6 protein-coding genes and 1 pseudogene are annotated in these 16,112 nt (G+C 70.2%); 1 reads left to right on the forward strand and 6 read right to left on the reverse strand.

The genetic code is table 11. From position 1 onward, the window contains the following. Window positions 1–34: 34 nt before the first annotated feature. The 3 genes and pseudogenes from EV651_RS23695 to EV651_RS23705 form a co-directional block, all read right to left on the reverse strand. Window positions 35–11,542, reverse strand: a pseudogene (locus EV651_RS23695) (glycosyltransferase); the annotation flags it as partial. Window positions 11,543–11,802: 260 nt separating this feature from the next. Beyond that, the gene (locus EV651_RS23700) at window positions 11,803–12,180 is read right to left on the reverse strand and encodes a hypothetical protein (protein WP_133787444.1); all 378 of its coding nucleotides are present in this window, start codon (window positions 12,178–12,180) and stop codon (window positions 11,803–11,805) included. Continuing rightward, window positions 12,173–12,502 (reverse strand): YbaB/EbfC family nucleoid-associated protein, encoded by a 330-nt coding sequence (locus tag EV651_RS23705; protein WP_202870482.1) that lies wholly within the window; start codon window positions 12,500–12,502, stop codon window positions 12,173–12,175. The genes EV651_RS23700 and EV651_RS23705 overlap by 8 nt, the downstream gene beginning before the upstream one ends. A 109-nt stretch (window positions 12,503–12,611) precedes the next feature. On the opposite strand from EV651_RS23705, the gene mycP reads away from it, so the two are divergent. Further along, on the forward strand, window positions 12,612–13,805 hold the full coding sequence (gene mycP / locus EV651_RS23710; protein ID WP_133787445.1) for a type VII secretion-associated serine protease mycosin: 1,194 nt from the start codon (window positions 12,612–12,614) through the stop codon (window positions 13,803–13,805). Between the two features lie 55 nt (window positions 13,806–13,860). Here mycP and EV651_RS23715 read toward each other — a convergent pair whose 3' ends face one another. The 3 genes from EV651_RS23715 to EV651_RS23725 form a co-directional block, all read right to left on the reverse strand. Next, a complete protein-coding gene (locus tag EV651_RS23715; protein ID WP_133787446.1) occupies window positions 13,861–14,157 on the reverse strand; it encodes a WXG100 family type VII secretion target in 297 nt (98 codons plus the stop codon). A 14-nt stretch (window positions 14,158–14,171) separates the two neighbouring features. Continuing rightward, window positions 14,172–14,495 (reverse strand): hypothetical protein, encoded by a 324-nt coding sequence (locus tag EV651_RS23720; RefSeq protein ID WP_133787447.1) that lies wholly within the window; start codon window positions 14,493–14,495, stop codon window positions 14,172–14,174. Window positions 14,496–14,615: 120 nt separating this feature from the next. After that, window positions 14,616–16,100 carry a hypothetical protein gene (locus EV651_RS23725; RefSeq protein WP_133787448.1) on the reverse strand — a complete coding sequence of 495 codons (1,485 nt, stop codon included), beginning with the start codon at window positions 16,098–16,100 and terminating at the stop codon, window positions 14,616–14,618. Window positions 16,101–16,112 lie beyond the last annotated feature (12 nt).

The raw sequence follows: 16,112 nt of genomic DNA on the forward strand, positions 1-16,112 counted from the left end.
ACATCGGGGACAGGGCCTTGGCCCGGGCGGCCTCGGCCCGCCGGCCGGCGCCGTCGGGATCGTCGAGTACGCCGAGGATCGCGGTGACGAGCTCGTCGACGGCACCGGCCGGATACGCGAGACCGTTGCTCTGGTCAACGAATCCGATCTGGTCCGAGGCCACCAGTGGCAGCCCGGCGGTGGCCAGTTCGTTGGCGACGACACCGAACGGCTCGTAGCGACTCGGAATCACGCCGACGTCGGCACTGGCCACCAGTTCGGGCAGGCCATCGGCGTGACCGATCCGGCCGAGGAAGACGACGTCTCCGTCGGCGAGGCGCCGTTGGCTCACCAGTGCGGACACCAGTTGCTTCAGCTCCGCGGCGAACTCGCCCGTGTCGTCACCGACAACGCGCAGTTTGGCCGCGGGATAACGCTGCTGAACAGCCGGCAACGCCGCGATCAGGTCCTGGACGCCCTTCTCCTTCGCCAGCCTGCCCTGGTAGTAGATCACTGTGTCATCCGCAGCGGCCTGCAGCCGGGCCCGGGCCGAGGCACGATCCACCGTGGCGCGGTCGATCTTCCAACGGCTCGGATCGGTGCCGTTCGGAATGATCGTGACGCGATCCGGGGACAGCCGGAACGCCTCGACAGCCTCCTGTTTCATCTTCGGCGAGTTGACGATCACGTGGTCGGCTCGGCGTACCGTGCGCCACTCCAAGGCGTGGATGCTCCGGCTGGTCTCGGTGTCCAGCCGGCCGCCCCGGCGGCCGATCTCGGTGGCATGCACGGTCAGCACCACCGGGATGCCGAAGGCGTCGGCGAGGTCGAACGCGGACCGGGTCATCCAGCCGTCGTGGGCGTGCAGTACGTCGGGCAGCTCGTCGGGGTACGCGGCGAGATACTCACGCCACGCGGCCAGCGTCCGATCGCTCATCGCATCCGACCAGCCGACCTCGTCGGCCTTCAGGTGTTCCTCGGTCCGGTAGCCCGCGGGCGGCGGGATCAGCATGACCTGCAGGCGCCGGCCTTGACTGATCAGTTCGGTCAACCCGGCCGCACCGAGACCGAACAGCTGCCTGGTGATGTTGAGCGCGTAGTGCCCCAGACCGACCTGCGCGGGCAGCAGCGCCTTGACCACCGACCCCAGCCCGCCGACCTGGGCACCGATGCCCTGCAACGCCGACTCCCAGGAGTTGTGCGCGATCCGCAGCGGACGCCCCGCGCCCCGCCCGTCACCAGGCACCAACGCCACGGCGCCGACGTCCTGACTCAGTAGCTCGACAGCGTCGAGGCGCGACGCGACGCGACCGATCAACGGGGCCAGCTCGGGGTCCGCGAGAGCGAGCCGGCTGCCGATCCCCTGGGCTCCTGGCAGCAGGCCGAGGTTCGTGACCGTGTCGAGCAATGCCAGGTCGGCTCGTACGCCGGCCTTCGGGTCCGACTCCGGGACCTCGTCAGCCACCCAGCCGAGGACTGCCAGCTGGGTCTCCCGGCCGCGGTCATGCGCGGTCGGAACGACCCCGGCGCTCCGGTTCTGGCCGGTCGGGTACACATCGGGTCCGTCGGCCGGCGTCCCGACCAGCAGCTCGCCGATCTCGCGCAACTCGTGCCCGATCGCCGGCAACACCTCGACGGCGTCGATCAGCAACCGCGACACGGTCACCGTCACGCTGTCCTCGCCGGCCTCCCACCGCGCCGGCGCGTGGTCTTCGACATCGCCCACCACGAACACCAATCGACGTGCGTGATGCGCGCGCACCATCCGGACGCGCATCGGATCGACCGGATCGACCTCCAAGGCGTCGAGCTTGGCCATCAGCTGCAGCAGCGCCCGCGTTCTCCCGTCGGTCAACAGATCGGTTGTCATCCGGGCCACCTCGGCCGTGTTGTCCACGGTCCGGCCCTCCGTGGTGAACATGTGTCCCAAGGCCGCCGCGTTGCCGGAGTCCTCGCGAGACCGGTCGTCGAGCACCGCGCGCAGCGCACGCTGCTTGACCTTGCCCTCCGCGATCGCTCCCTCGGCCATCCGGTGGTAGCCCTGCAAGGCCTGCTTGCCCGCGCGGAACCAGTTCAACGGGTAGTGGCCGGCGGTACCGGTGACACTGGTCAGGACGGCGTTGACCGAGCCGGTCATCACCTCGTCGGCCGCCTCTGCCTCGGCATGCGTGATGCCGGCTACGGCCGAACCCAAGGTGCTGACCGCGGCGAACTCGCCGATCCCCGGCAGCAACGCGGTGAGCGGGAAGATCTTCCGCCAGAACGGCGGCATCACCGGAGCCTGCGGTTCGGGTACGACGAGGTCTGCGATCACCTCACCCGGAACACCGGGCCGCGTGCCGTCCGGCCCCGCCAAGGCAGACCACACCAGGTCGTGGACGCCGCCGAGCAACCGGTCGTCGCTCTGGCGACTCCGGACCAGCGACGCATGCGCGAGCTGCGCGGACGTCAGGTCGGTGTAGTGCGTGTCCAGGTCGCTGTACCCGCTCTCCACCAACGCGTTGACCCAGGTGTTGACGATCGTGTTGCCTGCCTGGACCGCCGCCACCACCGGGCTGACGAACACGCCGATCGCGGTCCCGGCAACTCCCGGCGCGAGGATCGTCGGGTACCGGATGTCCAGCACCTGGCCGAGGTCCAGGCCCCGGTTCGGGCGCCGGTCGAACACGGGCCGGCCGAGCCGGTCGTCGCTGATCCGGCGGGCGAGCAGCGCGGTCGCCGCCGGCGGCGCGGTGTATCCGGCGTCCCGGATCAGGGCGCTGACGCCGAGCTGCAGCTCCCGGGCCCGCAGCGCTTCCTCCTGCCGACGGGCGTGGATCCGGCGTACGTCGTCGAACTGGCCTTGCCGCAACCGGTTCGCGACGTCGTGGCGGGTACGGCGTCGTTCACCGAAGGACGCCCCGAGGTAGCCGAGCCCGGCGCTGACACCGAACACGGCGGCCAGTGCCCACTGGCCGGCGCCGGCTCCGACGAGGGCAACGGGCTCGATCGTCGACATCACGCCGTACGGCAGGTTCGACCACAGGTGGTAGCGCTGGGACCGCTGCAACATCCACGGCTCGCTGTCATGCGCCGACCACCGGCGCGCTGCCTCGGCGGGCCGCTCCGGTTCTGCCGCCGGGACCTTGACCACACCTTCGAGCAACGGCCGGATCACGTCCCGGACGTCGTCGCGCAGGGCGACGGCCTGGGCCGCTTCGCGCCCGGCGCGCAGCGCCGCACCCCGGCCTCGGACGGCCTGCTCGAGCTTCTCGCCGGCCACCTGCCCCCGGTACATCAGATAGCCCTGCCCGCAACCCTCCGCCAGGCCGTAGCCGATCGCGAAAGTTGCCCCCAGCCACGAAGAGTTGTGGAACACGGCCAGGCCAAGCGCGGCGTTGCCGACGCCGATGAGCAACTTGTCCAGCGCCATCCCGCCCAGGAACACCGCGCGTCCCGGCACCCGTGAGGGCTCGGACTCACCCCGGTCGATACGGTCCTCGAGCTGCTCGGCGAGCGCTTGCGCCGACCGTCCGCGGCCCCGGCGGGTCAGGACTCGCCGCAGGGACAGCGGGATCAGGTCGTCCAGCTCTGTCACGGCCTGATCGGCCAGCTCGAGCTCGGCGAGGTGTTCGGTCAGGTCCTTCACCAGCATCCGGAAGGTACGCCAGCCGGTCGCGGACACGAGCTGCTGCTCGAACCGCGCGAGTACCGCCGCGATCCCGGGAGGTAGCGCGGTCGTGCTGTCGAGGTGCTGGGCAATCGCGGCATAGAGTCCCTCGATGGCGAGTCGCTCGCCGCGCAGCCGGTCGACGCCGGGTGGCGTCCGGACCTGGTACGTCGCTGCCTCGGCGCCACGCACCACCTGGCCGTGCCGAGCGGCGAGCCCGGCACCCGGCTCCACGACGACGTAGACGACCTCGAGCGAGCCGTCGGCGCGCGGGACGGTGATTGCCACGGTGTTCTCGCCCGTGTGGGCGAAGGACAGCCGCCGGCCGTGCGGACCTGCCTCGAACTCGTTGAGCCACGACGCCAGCCGGGGCAGGTCGCTGCCGTCGAAGACCGGTATGGCCGCCCGGCTCGGCTCGATGCCGGCCTCCCCGAGCGGGCGGGTCTCGATCAGCCCGCGGGCACGCGTGACCCGGCGAGTGCCGTTGTGCCTCAGCACGTAATCCGCGAGCTTCCCGTCGAGGTGCCGCAGCGCGGCGATCTTGCGGTCGTAGTCAGGGCTGCTGGGCAGCAAGCCTTTCTGATACAGGAATTCCCGCAATGCCCGTGTGTCCTGCCAGGTCGGCTCGGCATGATGCAGGCTGAAGCTGCGCAGCCAGCCGATGGCGGCCCGGTCGTCGGGACTGAACTCGTTGCCGGCGCTGCCGCCCAGCGCCTGCCAGGTGAGCAGGTTCGAGGGCTCGATCAGCTCGTGCAGGGCTTGTCGCCAGGATCCTTCCTGGGCCAGGTCGGCTGCCAGTTGGTAGTCGGCGATCGCCTTGACCACCCTGCCTGCCAGCTCGTGCACACTCGGGCCGGCTTCGCGTTCTGCCTCAAAGGGCACCACGACATCCGCGACGGGCTGCGCCGAGGGCTGGTCCTGCCGGTCGAGGCGTACGGCGAGGGTGAAGGGTTGGTGTCCCTCAACCTGGACCGTGAGCACGCCGGCCTGCTCGGTCGGTACGAGTGTCGCGCCCACTGCCTGCTGGAAACGAGGCCGGCGCAACGTCTCGTCGAGCCACCCGGCGTCAACCGTCACCGGGAGGGCGGCGACCAGACCGGGTCGGGCGCCGTACTCGAAGGCGAGCTCCACGACCTTGCCGTAGCCGGAGCGTTCGAGGAGGTTGAAGCGACCGAAGTGGTTCACGGCACCGATGTCGAGCCCGGCCGCGGACACCGCCTCCCGCAGCCTGGCCCGGCGCTTACGCGTCAGGCGCCAGCGGTCGTATCCGCCCAGATCGTGGGTCGGTCCCGCGTTCAGCCGCCGTTCCCGGACCCGAAGCTTCGTGGCGGTCAGTACGTCGGCCGGTGTCAACCCGCCCGGCACCTCGTACCCGCGGTGCAATGCCGCGTTTCCGCCGAGCTGTTCGGCCGCCTGGCGGGTGGCACTTGCCAGCTCATGCAAGGCTGCCGCCCCCGGAGCGTGCGCCGAGACGAGAGCGGCGGCCGCCCGCACCCGCTCGGCGGCCAGGGCCAGATTCGTCGGCTGGTACGGGTCGTCGAGACCCGCGCGTACGTCGTCCAGCGCCTCACGAACCGTCGACCAGTCGACGAGCGAGACGGGTTCCGGTGGCATCGCGAACTCGTCCGCCGCTGCCTGCAGACTCCCCCGGACCGTCCCGAGGATCTCGAGCTGCGCCGCGAGGGCCGCGATGTGCCCGGCGGCGGCCGCCTCGACCCAGTCGGCGTCCAACTCCCTGTCGATCCGCTGCCCGAAGGTCAGATCGGCCAGCTCCCGATCGATGCCCTCAGCAACAGTGATCACGAAGGCGGTCGACGCACGGTCGCCGACACGTTCGACAGTCACGTCGCCGTGCGCGACGGAGCCACGCCGTACGCCGGCGAGGAAACTGAGACCGCCGCGGGTCGTGACCCGCAGCCAGCCGGGACCGACCGGTTCGATCGCCGCCACGTTCTCGATCACGTCCGGGAGCGCCGGGGAGTCGGCCCAGAGCCGCACGAGGCTGTCGTCGGTGGGTGCCTGCATCGCGGGCTCTCGCTCGATCCGCGCCAGGACCGCCGCGTGCTGGTCGGCGGGCAGGTACAGCAGTTGGCTCGGCGAAACCAGCGCCTCGACGCCGTACTCGCTGTGTTCAGCGACGGGCCGGCCGGCGAATGGCAGCGGCGTACCGTCCGCGTCCAGGACCAGCGCTTCGACGCTGACGACGTTCGACCGGGCCTCGCGGAAGATGACACTGCGATCGACATCCTGCTCGTCCGCGTCGACGTACCGGGGCCGGCCGCCGTCGTCGCGAACGACGACCCGGCGGCTGGATCCGTCTTCGCGGGTCAGCACGACGAAGGCGCGGCGACCTTCCGCGGACCGCACGGCGGTGTTCGCGACAGTGGTCTCGATCTGACGAACGGCATCGAGCACCGCGTCGCGGGCCCGCTGCCGGCCGGCCGCTTCGCGACGAAGCACGAACGCGTCGGCGGCGTCGTCGAGTGCCTTCTCCACCGCCGGCTCAGGCGACCCACCCTGGTCCGAGGCCGCATTCCACGCCGCGATCGCATCGTCGAGCCGCGACTCGGCGGCCGCCAGTTCCCGCTGAACGCGAGCCCCCTCCAGCGTCGGTTGCGCGACCTCAGCAGGTCCTCCGTCCCGAACATCGACGACCACCTGCAGTACCCCGCCGGTACGACGCACAACCTCAGCAAGCCGCACAGCAAAACCGTCAGCGATGCGACGCTGATCCTCGGGTGCCAACTGCTGGTACGACGGCATCTCCCGGAACGTTTCGGCGACGCTGCCGCTGTCGGCAGAGCGATCGCGTTGTGGACGGATGCGGCGGGCGCGTGCGGAATCGGCCACGCGGGCTTTGCGCCTCACGTTCTCGATCGCGGCTGCCAGGAGTTCGTCGGCCGCGATGCCGGGACCGGCGACCTCGACGGCGCGGAAGTTGCCTTGTTCGTCGACGAAGGCTCGGACGTCGGCTGCGGGGTGGTGGCCGAGGGCATGCAGTCGGCGGACGTAGTCGTGGAACTGCAGGACAGTGTCGAGCGTGATCGCCTGCCGACGGCCGGCTGCATCCGGCTGCGCGGCTGTTGCGCCGCCGTCTACCCGATCCGCCGCGAGGCCGACGTACCTCTTGCCGTCGATCTGCGTCGTGACCAGGCCGTGCGGATTCGGACCGTAGCCCGTGCGCGCTGCGACGTACACGCGCTCGAGCTCCGCGACGACGCGGTCACGGGCTTCCTGGCTGTCGGGGTAGAGCTTCACGACCTGATCGGTGGTCCGGTAGACACCAGAGCCGTCGACCGTCGTGGAGAGTTCTTCGCCCGTCAGGCGGGTCGCGGCGGTCCAGTCGTACGACGGAGGCTCGAGGTTCTCGTTCAGGGCCGGGGCGCCGCGGACGGGACCGGGCGGAGTGAAGCTGCGCTCGGCGCCGAGACGGTCCGCGGCCCAGGCGATCCAGGCGTCGATGACTTCGAGCGGGTCGGATTTCGCGCGGCTGAAGATCGCGAGGTTCACGCCCTCGGGGACGGACGGCGGAGTCGCGGGCGGCAACGGGCGGACACGGCCGACGTCGTACGCCCAGAACCGGCCATCCGGGTCGATGCCGAACTGGAGGTCGGTGATCACCAGGTTGTTCGCGACGAAGAACGCGCGGATCGCGAGCAGGCTGTCGAGGGTTGCCTGGGTCGGACGGAGCACCTGCGGCCCGTCGAAGTCCGGCACGCTCGCCCAGACGTCGCGGCTGATCGTCGTGAAACGGTCGGCGACGAACGCATCGCGGCCGAAGACGGTGGTGTAGCGGAGCGGGGCCACGACCTCGGCCGCGCCGGGTTTGGTGAGCAGGTCCAGCGTGCGGTTGAGCTGCTTGAAGAACGACACCTCGATCGTCGGCAGCGCGATCAGCACGACCTTGTCGTAGAACGCGAACGCGGCCTTCGATCCGCCGATCCCGAGCAGACGACCAAGGTGCGGCTCGAGATCGTCGATCGGTACGCCGTCCGGGTTGTCCGGAGTGCGCAGGACGAGAGTGTCGTCGGGACCGAAGTCGACCGTGCCCTCTTGGTGCGGTGTCGCCTTGGGGTGCAGGCTTTGCCAGCCGTCCGGTGTACGGATGACGATGTCGATGCCCATGACGTCGGCGAGCTTCTGCGCCAGTGCGCGGGCCTCCGGTGTGGTGGTGTCGAGGACGATCGACACGTTGCGATAGAGGTCGGTCATCACCGCGAGGTGGTGCGGAGTGAGGCGGGCACCCTCGATCACGAAGTGGTTCTCGTCCGTGGCGGTGACGAGGAAGCGCTTGACCTTGCCGCCCGGGGATGCCGGGAGAGCGGCGGCGAGGGCTCGCTCGTCGGGCGTGCCGTCGAGCAGCTCGTCGTACGACGACTCGACAACCCCGTTGGTGAACGCGGGCAGACCGCCGCCGTCGTACCGATTCTGCTGAGCCGGACGGATCCGCGAGATGCTCGGTCCTGTCCGGTTGATGCGGGACCTGGCGGTGGCGAGGTCTCCGGCGGGGAGGGGAGCGGTCCGCAGGTGGCGGACGCCGTTGGCCAGGGCCCGGACGATCCGGTACAGCGGCTCCAGGTGGTGGTCGCGGCGGGCGTTCTCGAGGGTTTCGTTGCTGATGGCACCGATCGCGGCGAGGGCGTCGCCGAGGTGGGTCGAGAGCAGGCGGTTCCAGGCCTGCCGCAGGCGCGTCGGTACGCCACCTTCGGCGAGCCGTGCGAGGAACTCCTCGTCCTGGACATCCGACGGCTGGTCGCCGTACAACTCGTCGACCTCCGCCGACAGCTCCGGCTCCAGCCCCCGCATGTCCTGCACCGCGGCCAGCACGTGGCTGCGCACCGCCGGGCCGAACAACTGCCACCCGAAATGCCCGATCACCTCATGCCACACCGACGCGGCAACATCGTCCGCGGACCGGTGATCCCGGGCGGACAGGTAGACGACACCGTCCCCACCCTCCATCCGGAAGTACGCCGGCTGAGGCACACTCGTTGGTTCGACTCCGTGTTCCCGCGCAAGGGCGTCAGCATCAGCCTCAACCACCACCCGCACTCCGACTGCCCGCGGCAAGCGCATCCGCGCCCAAACCTCCTGCACGGCCTGCTGCACCTCCCCCACGCTCATCCCGTCCGGGCGCCCGAGCTCGTCCACCCCAACTGGCGCGTCGACCGCACCCGACGCGGTCTTGCTGGTTTGCGCCACATTCCTCGGCGCATCTGCACGGCGCCGCGCCCGCGCGCCGTCCCCCGAGACTCCTGGCCGGCGGCGGATGATCCGCGACTGCACCTTCTTCGCAGGCGTCGGCGCGGCGGGGGTGGTGGTCAGTTGGGATTGGGCCCAGGCGAGCCATGCGTTGAGGGTGCCCAGGGCAGGATCCTCGGGGCCGGTGATTTTGCGCGCGCCGGCGATGTCGTAGGCGAGGAACCCGCCGTCGGCGGTGACGGCGAACTGGAGGTCGCCAGGAAGGACCAGGTTCTCGACGGCGAACTTGTGGAGAGCCTGGAGGCTTTCGAGTGTTGCCTGGGTGGGAAGGCCGGGGCGGGTGGCGCGGGAGTCGGGGTCGGGGGCCTCCTCGTCGAGGATGTCGTGACTGGTGGTCGCGTAGCGGTCGACGATGATCGCGTCGCGGCCGAAGAGCGTGGTGACTTGGTGGATCGGGGCGATGACGTGTTCGCCACCGGGGAGGCTGCGGAGCTGGGTGGTCTGCTCGACCTCGGAAGCGAGGGACACGCCGGGGTGGGCCACCAGGACGACCTTGTCGTAGAACGCGAAGGCGGTCTTCGAGCGGCCCGAGCCCAGGCGGGGACCGAGGTTGTCCTCGTTCACCTCTACCTCGATGCCATGAGCCGAGGTTGCGCGGGGCTTGCGGACGAGCCTGCCGTCCTCGGGTACGACGACCCCGTCGGGGGTCAGCGAGGGATCGTCGGCCGGGTTGATCACCTGAGTCTGATCGGACGATCGCAGTACGACGTCCTGTCCGGTGATGTTCGCGAGCTTCTGGGCCAGGGCGATGGCGGCGGTGGTCGGGCGGTCGACGACGATCTCGTGGTTCGAGGTCCGGGCGAGGGAGGCGAGCTCGTGCGGGGTTACGAGGTGGTCGCCGTACAGGAGGTGGTTGTCGTCGGCAACGGAAATCGTGTGTGGTCCGCCGGGGAGTCGAGGGTGGTCGCCTCCGCGGCGCATGCCGGCGAGTGCCTCGCCCGGGCGGGGTGCGCGCGGTCGTCCGGTGGCGTCGAGTGCGGGGGCGCCGCGGCGGATGATGCGTCTGCCGGAGGTGGTCGGGGTGCCTGTGTGGTTCGGGGCTGGGGCTTGCGGGTTCAGGGCGCTTGTGTCGGGGTGTGAGGACTCGAGGTGGGTCGTGGCGGCGTTCGGTTGGGCGGTGGGGAAGGTCGTGCTCTGGTTCGCAGCCGCGTGAACCGGGACGACCTGCGCAGCTGCGTCGGCTTGGGTGGCTGGGTCGGCTTGGGTGGCTGCGTCGGCTTGCGTGGTTGTGTCGGACTGCGTAGCTGTGTCGGCCTGGGTGGCTGTGTCGGCTTCGGTGGCTGCGTTGGCGTGGGTGGCTGCGTCGGCTTGCGTAGCTGGGTTGGCTTGCGTGGTTGTGTCGGCTTGGGTGGTTGGGTTGGTTCGGGCGGGGTCGAGGGCTTCGGTCGGGGTGGGTTGTTGGGGGGCGGCGAGTTGTTCGTCTGTGGTGTGGTCGGGGCCGTTGTCGTTGGGCGGGGTCGGGTGGGTGGTGGGGATTCGGCGTACGGCGTGGTCTTGTTCCGAGCGGGATTGCTGAGTGGTGGTCGGCGTGGATGCGCCCTGCTGACCAAGGCGGGCGGTTGTGGCGGTCGGGGTCACGCTCGACTGGCCGAGCATTCCCCCGACGGGGGCCAGCATGTTTTGAGCGGTGTTCTGGGCAGCGTTCTGGGCCGAGTTCTGGGCCGAGTTCTGCGCTTGGTGCTGCGTCGCGTTCTGAGCGGTGCCCTGCGCGGTGTTCTGCGCGGTGTTCTGCGCCGTGTTCTGGCCGACACCCTGACCCACGGCTTGGCTGGCGTCCGCCGCGGTGGTCTGGTTGGCGGACGGGGACACGACCTGGCCGCCGTCGGAGCCGCCGGGCGGATTCCCGCCGGGGGTGGCGGAGATGATCTTGTTTCCGACGTACTCGCCGACCTTCTCGCCGATCACCTCCAACGGACCGTGCACGTCCCCCGGGGTCGAGTTGCGGACGGCGCCGTGAGCACCGGCGAGCCAGGCCTCTTGCAGGGTCGGGTTGTGCCAGCCCTCGCCGAAGCCCATCGCCGTCAGCGAACTGGACAGCGGCGACGTGACCGCGTTGTTCACGAACGTCCGCCCGATCTTCCCCAGACCCGGCACTTTCGCCAGCCCGACTCCGAGGCCGTGCGACAGCGGTACGCCGACCACGGCGCCCGCCGCGGTCATCGCCGTACCCCGCCAGTCCCAGTCGTGGGTCGTGACGAAATGGTTGTCGGCGTCCGTCACCGGTCGGCCGTGGCTGTCGACGACGAGGCGGCGGTCGTGGCCGTCCACCTCGCCCCACCAGCCGGCCAGTGTGTTCGGGATGACCTCGTCGGCAACCTCCGCGCCGACCAGCCCGAGCACCCTCGGCACCATCTGCTTGCTGAGGACGAACTTGCCGGTCTGCTGCGCCGCACTGGCGACCATCTCGGCAACCATCCGCGTCTGCAGCTTCTTCGCTTCCCGGTTCACCAGCTTCTTCAGAAGCTGGAGCAGTAGCCGTTTGACACCTTCCTGCCCGAGCTTGCGGATCAGCGTTCCCATGATCGGACCGACGCCGGCCAGGATCGTGATCCAGCTGACGATGCCGATGATCATCAGCTCGCGCTTGGTCCGCAGGATCGTGTCGCCCATGGTCCGGAGGAACTCGGCCACGTGCTTGACGTCGTCGGCCATCGCCGACGGCCCGGACGCGTTCTTGTCGGTCGCGTACCGCGTCAGGTACTCGCTCAGCGCGACCCCGGCCTCCCCGTGGTACGTCGCGCTGAACGCATTGCCCGCGGCCTGGACGGCAGTCGCCAGCTCACCCGTGAGGTACGCCGCGCAGGCGTCGTACTGATCGGCCAGCGCGTACAGCTTGTCCTCGTCGGCCTGCGGCTCGGCGCCGCCCTCGAGGATCGACTTCAGCCAACCCGGCAGGTGCAGTCCCACGGCAGCTAGGCCTCGTCCTGCGGAACCGGCTCCCAGTGGTCTGTGACCCGCCGCAGCCCGATGTCCGCGACCCGGACCTGTTGCGACGCGTCCGCGTCGGTGGCCTCCGCGCGCTCCGCGCAACCGGTCATCTGGTACCCACGGCCGAGCAATTCGGCCTCGATCGACTTCGCGCCCTCGGGGAACTGCTCGGCACCGCTGTTGGCCCAGCCATCGGTGATCTGCTTGCCGTAGTCGTCGTTCCCCGCGGCGCTCTCGATCGCGTGTTTCGTCACGCCGAGCAGCAAACTGGTCAGCTTGGCGCGGGCATCCCCGCCGGCTTGCCGGCAGGCCTCGGCCGCGCGGTCCACACCGGGGATGTCGACCTGGATCCGGTCAGTCATCGAGGTGCTCCTGGAAGGCGCCGTACGCCGTTTGCATCTTGGCGGCCGCGGCGGCGTGGGCCTGCCCGAGGGTGGCGAGGATCGTCGCGGCCAGTGCGCGCGGGTCTTCCGTGCGGTAGATGCCGGGATCGAACTCCATCTCGCGTACGTCGCCGCGTCCGGTCACGGTCACCTTGACGAGCCGGTCGGGCGAGACCACCGTCACGACTGTCTCGTCGAAGGCGCGATCCAGCGCGTCGGTCGCGGCAGTCAACTCGTCGAGTCCGCTGTTCAGACCCAACGCAGCCAGTTCCTTGTCCAGGTTGAGATTCGGCATCTCCATCACACACCTCCGACTCCTAGCGTCGGCGGTCGGCGGCATCGTGGTCAGTCCTTGGCCACAAGGGGTCAGAACCCGTGGCCAGATCGGGCCGCGCCGTACGGTCCGGATCGTGAAGCCTGTCAGAGCAGCAGCCGCGGCCGCCGTACTGGGTGCGCTGGCCGCCACCGCGACGCCCGCGTCCGCGACACCGCCGGCCGGGCAGTGCCAGACCGCCGAGGCCGGCGGGCAACCGGTCACCAAGATGCCCTGGGCAACCACCTGGCTGGCCCCGGAGCGCGCCTGGCCGGTCACCACCGGTCGTGGCGTGACGGTGGCCGTCATCGACTCCGGCGTCGACGCCGACCATCCGCAGCTGCGCGAACCCGGCGCGGTCCTGCCTGGCAAGGACGTCCTGACGCCAGGTGACAAACGCGCGAACTTCGACTGCGTCTCGCACGGTACGGCGGTAGCGAGCATCATCGCCGCGCGACCGCTGCCCGGGACCGGGTTCCGCGGCGTCGCCCCGGGCGCGCGCATCCTGCCGATCCGGGTCAGCGAACGCGACGCGAGCGAGCAGCAGGGCGAGGCGGTGAACGGAGGAGTGTTCGCCGGCGCGATCCGGTACGCCGTCGACGCGGGTGCGACCGTCATCAACATCTCGCTGTCGCTGTACGCCGACCAGAAGCCCGTTCGTGAGGCCGTTCGGTACGCGCAGCGCCACGACGCCCTGATCGTCGCGGCGGCCGGCAACGCCCACGCCCAGCGGGGACCGGATCCCGTGACCTACCCGGCGGCGTACCCGGGAGTGCTGGGTGTCGGCGCCATGACGATCGACGGCTCACGGCTCCCGAGTTCGCAGGTCGGGCCGTACGTCGACATCTCCGCGCCGGGCGGGGGCGTACTGGCCGCGACCCGCGTCCGCGGTCACCGCTACTACGACGGCACGAGCTTCGCGACGGGTTTCGTCAGCGGTACGGCGGCCCTCGTCCGCGCCGCCGATCCGAAGCTGCCGGCCGCCGAAGTCGCGGCCCGGCTGATCGCGACCGCTACCCCGGCGTCCGGGCCGGCCGATCAGTACGGCGCCGGCGTGGTGAACCCGTACCGAGCCGTCCAGGACGTTCTCAGTACGACGAAGCCCGCGGTCCTGCCGCCGGTCCGCCCGTCGACAGTCGATCCGGCCGCAGTGCGTCGTACGGTCGCCTGGAACCTCGCGGGTCGGGAAGGGCGGCGGATCGCCGTACTAGCAGGGATCTGCGCGTTGCTAGTGGTGATCGCCGCGGTCGTCGTACCGCTCGGCCGCCGTCGCGGCTGGCGGGCCGGCTGACGAACGGACAAGAGCCCGGCCCCTCGAGAATCAGGGGCCGGGCTCGAGCGGTGGATCAGGCGCGGATGTCCAGGGCGTTGGCCGCCGACCGGTCGGCGCGGTGCATCCGGATCCGTGCGTCGTCGAGAGCGTCGCTCCGGCGACTGAGCACCAGGTTGATCTCCTCGTTCGCCTGGATCCACAGCTGCTGCACGGCCTGGAGCTGTGGCGAGCCTTCCTGGCTCTGCCATGCGCCGAGCAGCGCCTGGATGGCGGACTGGAGCCGGCTCTGCAGTTCGGTCACCTTGTGGTTCGCGGTGGCCATGTCGAACGCGCCGCGTGCCATTGCGTCCAATGGATAGTTGATCAGCATCAGTGCGCCTTTCCTCAGAGCTTGGTGACGTCGAGTGCGGTGCCGGACCCGACCTGGGTGAACGCGGCCTGGCTGCCGGAGTCCTCGGACTCGTAGCCGTTCTTCGAGGTGGTGATGCCCTCGGACATCTGGTGCAGCTTCGCGCACAGCCTGCCCACCGCGTCGAGGTGGTTGTTGTGTCCCTGCCAGAAGACGTTCTTGATCTGTCCGTCCATCGGGGTGAGCCCGCCCATCGCGTTGTCGAGCGCGGTCATCACCGCCTTCAGGTTGTCGCCGATCGTGGCGGCTTCGTGGGCCGTCCGCTGCATGCGCTGGAGTTCGGTCTCCACACCGGCCATGGTGTTTCCTCCTCTGCTGTTGCCGGCGCGTGATCACCGGTCGATGTCACGCTAGGTCCCGGTGCCGCGTCCTCCGGGCGCGTTCCGGTTGCGGCCATGGAATGGCCAGTTGTGCTGTCCTCAGACACCCTCTTGGAGCTTCCAGAGCTCTTCGTCCAGCACGTCTTCGGTGGCGGTACGGCGGGAGCGTGCGGAGGCTCTGCGCTTGCGCAGTGGGGGTGCTCCGGACGGGGTCCCGTGCTCGCCGTTGGTCCGGCCCTGGAGGTCGGACTGCACACCTTGGCGGCGCATCCGCTCGGATGCGGTGGACTCGGCCGGCACGGTGAAGCCCGGCTTGGATGCCGCCGCGCCAGGACGGATCTCGCCGCGGCCGGTGGCGCCGGCCGCGCCTGCTCCACTCATCGGCGGATACATCGGCGGCGCACTCGACTGCGTTCCGGTCGTGGCGGTCGTCGCGGTCTTCCCGGTCAGTGCGGGTTCCGCGCCGGTGCCGCCCGCGGTAGTTGCCGATCGCAACGATGCAGCCGGGCGGTCCGTCGTACCCGACGGCAATCCGGTGTGACCGCCACCGCCGCCACCGCCGGAGAAGGGCATCCCGATCGAGCCCAGACCGCCGCCACCGAAGCCGCCACTACTCGTGGTAGGCGGTGTGTAGGGCTCGGGCTTGTAGATCGGCGCGGTGCCGGCACTACCTGCCAACGCGGGCTCGTCGGTCGTGAGTCCGTTCGACACCGCGCTACCGGGGTCCGGTGTCGTGGCCGCCGACGACGGGTCGGCTCCGAGCAGGTCCTTCGCGTTCTGGGCGAGCGTCAGCCACTTGTCCAGGTTTTCCGGCACCTTGCCGACAAGATCGATCCCCTTGCCGACCACGTCGATCAGCTTCCCGGCCTCCTCGACCGGATCCTTCGCCTCCGGTGTCGTCGGCTTCTCTGGTGTCGTCGGCTTCTCCGGGGTGCTCGGGTTGGCATCCCCGGTGTCCGGCGCACCTGCTCCGGTCCCTGCTCCCGCACCGGTGTCCCCCGCGGTGCCGGGGCCGGGAGTCTGGTCGTCCCGGGTCTCCGGCGCAGCCGCGCCACCAGGTGCGGCACGAGGCCCGGTCCAACGTCCCGGCCGTTCAGGATCCTTGTCGCTCATCGATTCGTTCATCGTCTGGGCGACGAACTGCATCCGGCCGCGCGCCAGCCCGTCCAGGCGGTCGATCTCGTTGGATGCCGAGTTTCGTGCACCGTAGTCGTCGCCGGCCTGGTCGCGGATCCTGACCTGGTCGGCACGTCCGGCGGCCCACGCCCGCATCTCGACCTGTGCCGAGGACAGCACCGCGGACACCAGGTTCATCCGCAGCATGAGGTTCTGCCCGAACAAGGTCCACCGGTTCAGTACCTCGACGTCGCGCTGGATGCGATCGTCGAAGGCCTTCTGTGCGTCCGAGTCGTTGCTCTGCCGCCAGATCGTGACGTGTCCGCTCGCCGAGCTGACCCCGCCCGCGGCGTTGCTCGCGAGGACCGCCGTCTTCCCCCAGGCCTTCGCCGCCGCATCCCAGGCAGCGGGGTGCTCGGCGGCGACGACGTCGTACAGCTCCTGGGCGTTCATCTTGCTGTAGTCCATGGCGTTGCCTCT

Source organism: Kribbella sp. VKM Ac-2571 (genome assembly GCF_004362255.1).
Lineage (GTDB): Bacteria > Actinomycetota > Actinomycetes > Propionibacteriales > Kribbellaceae > Kribbella > Kribbella pratensis.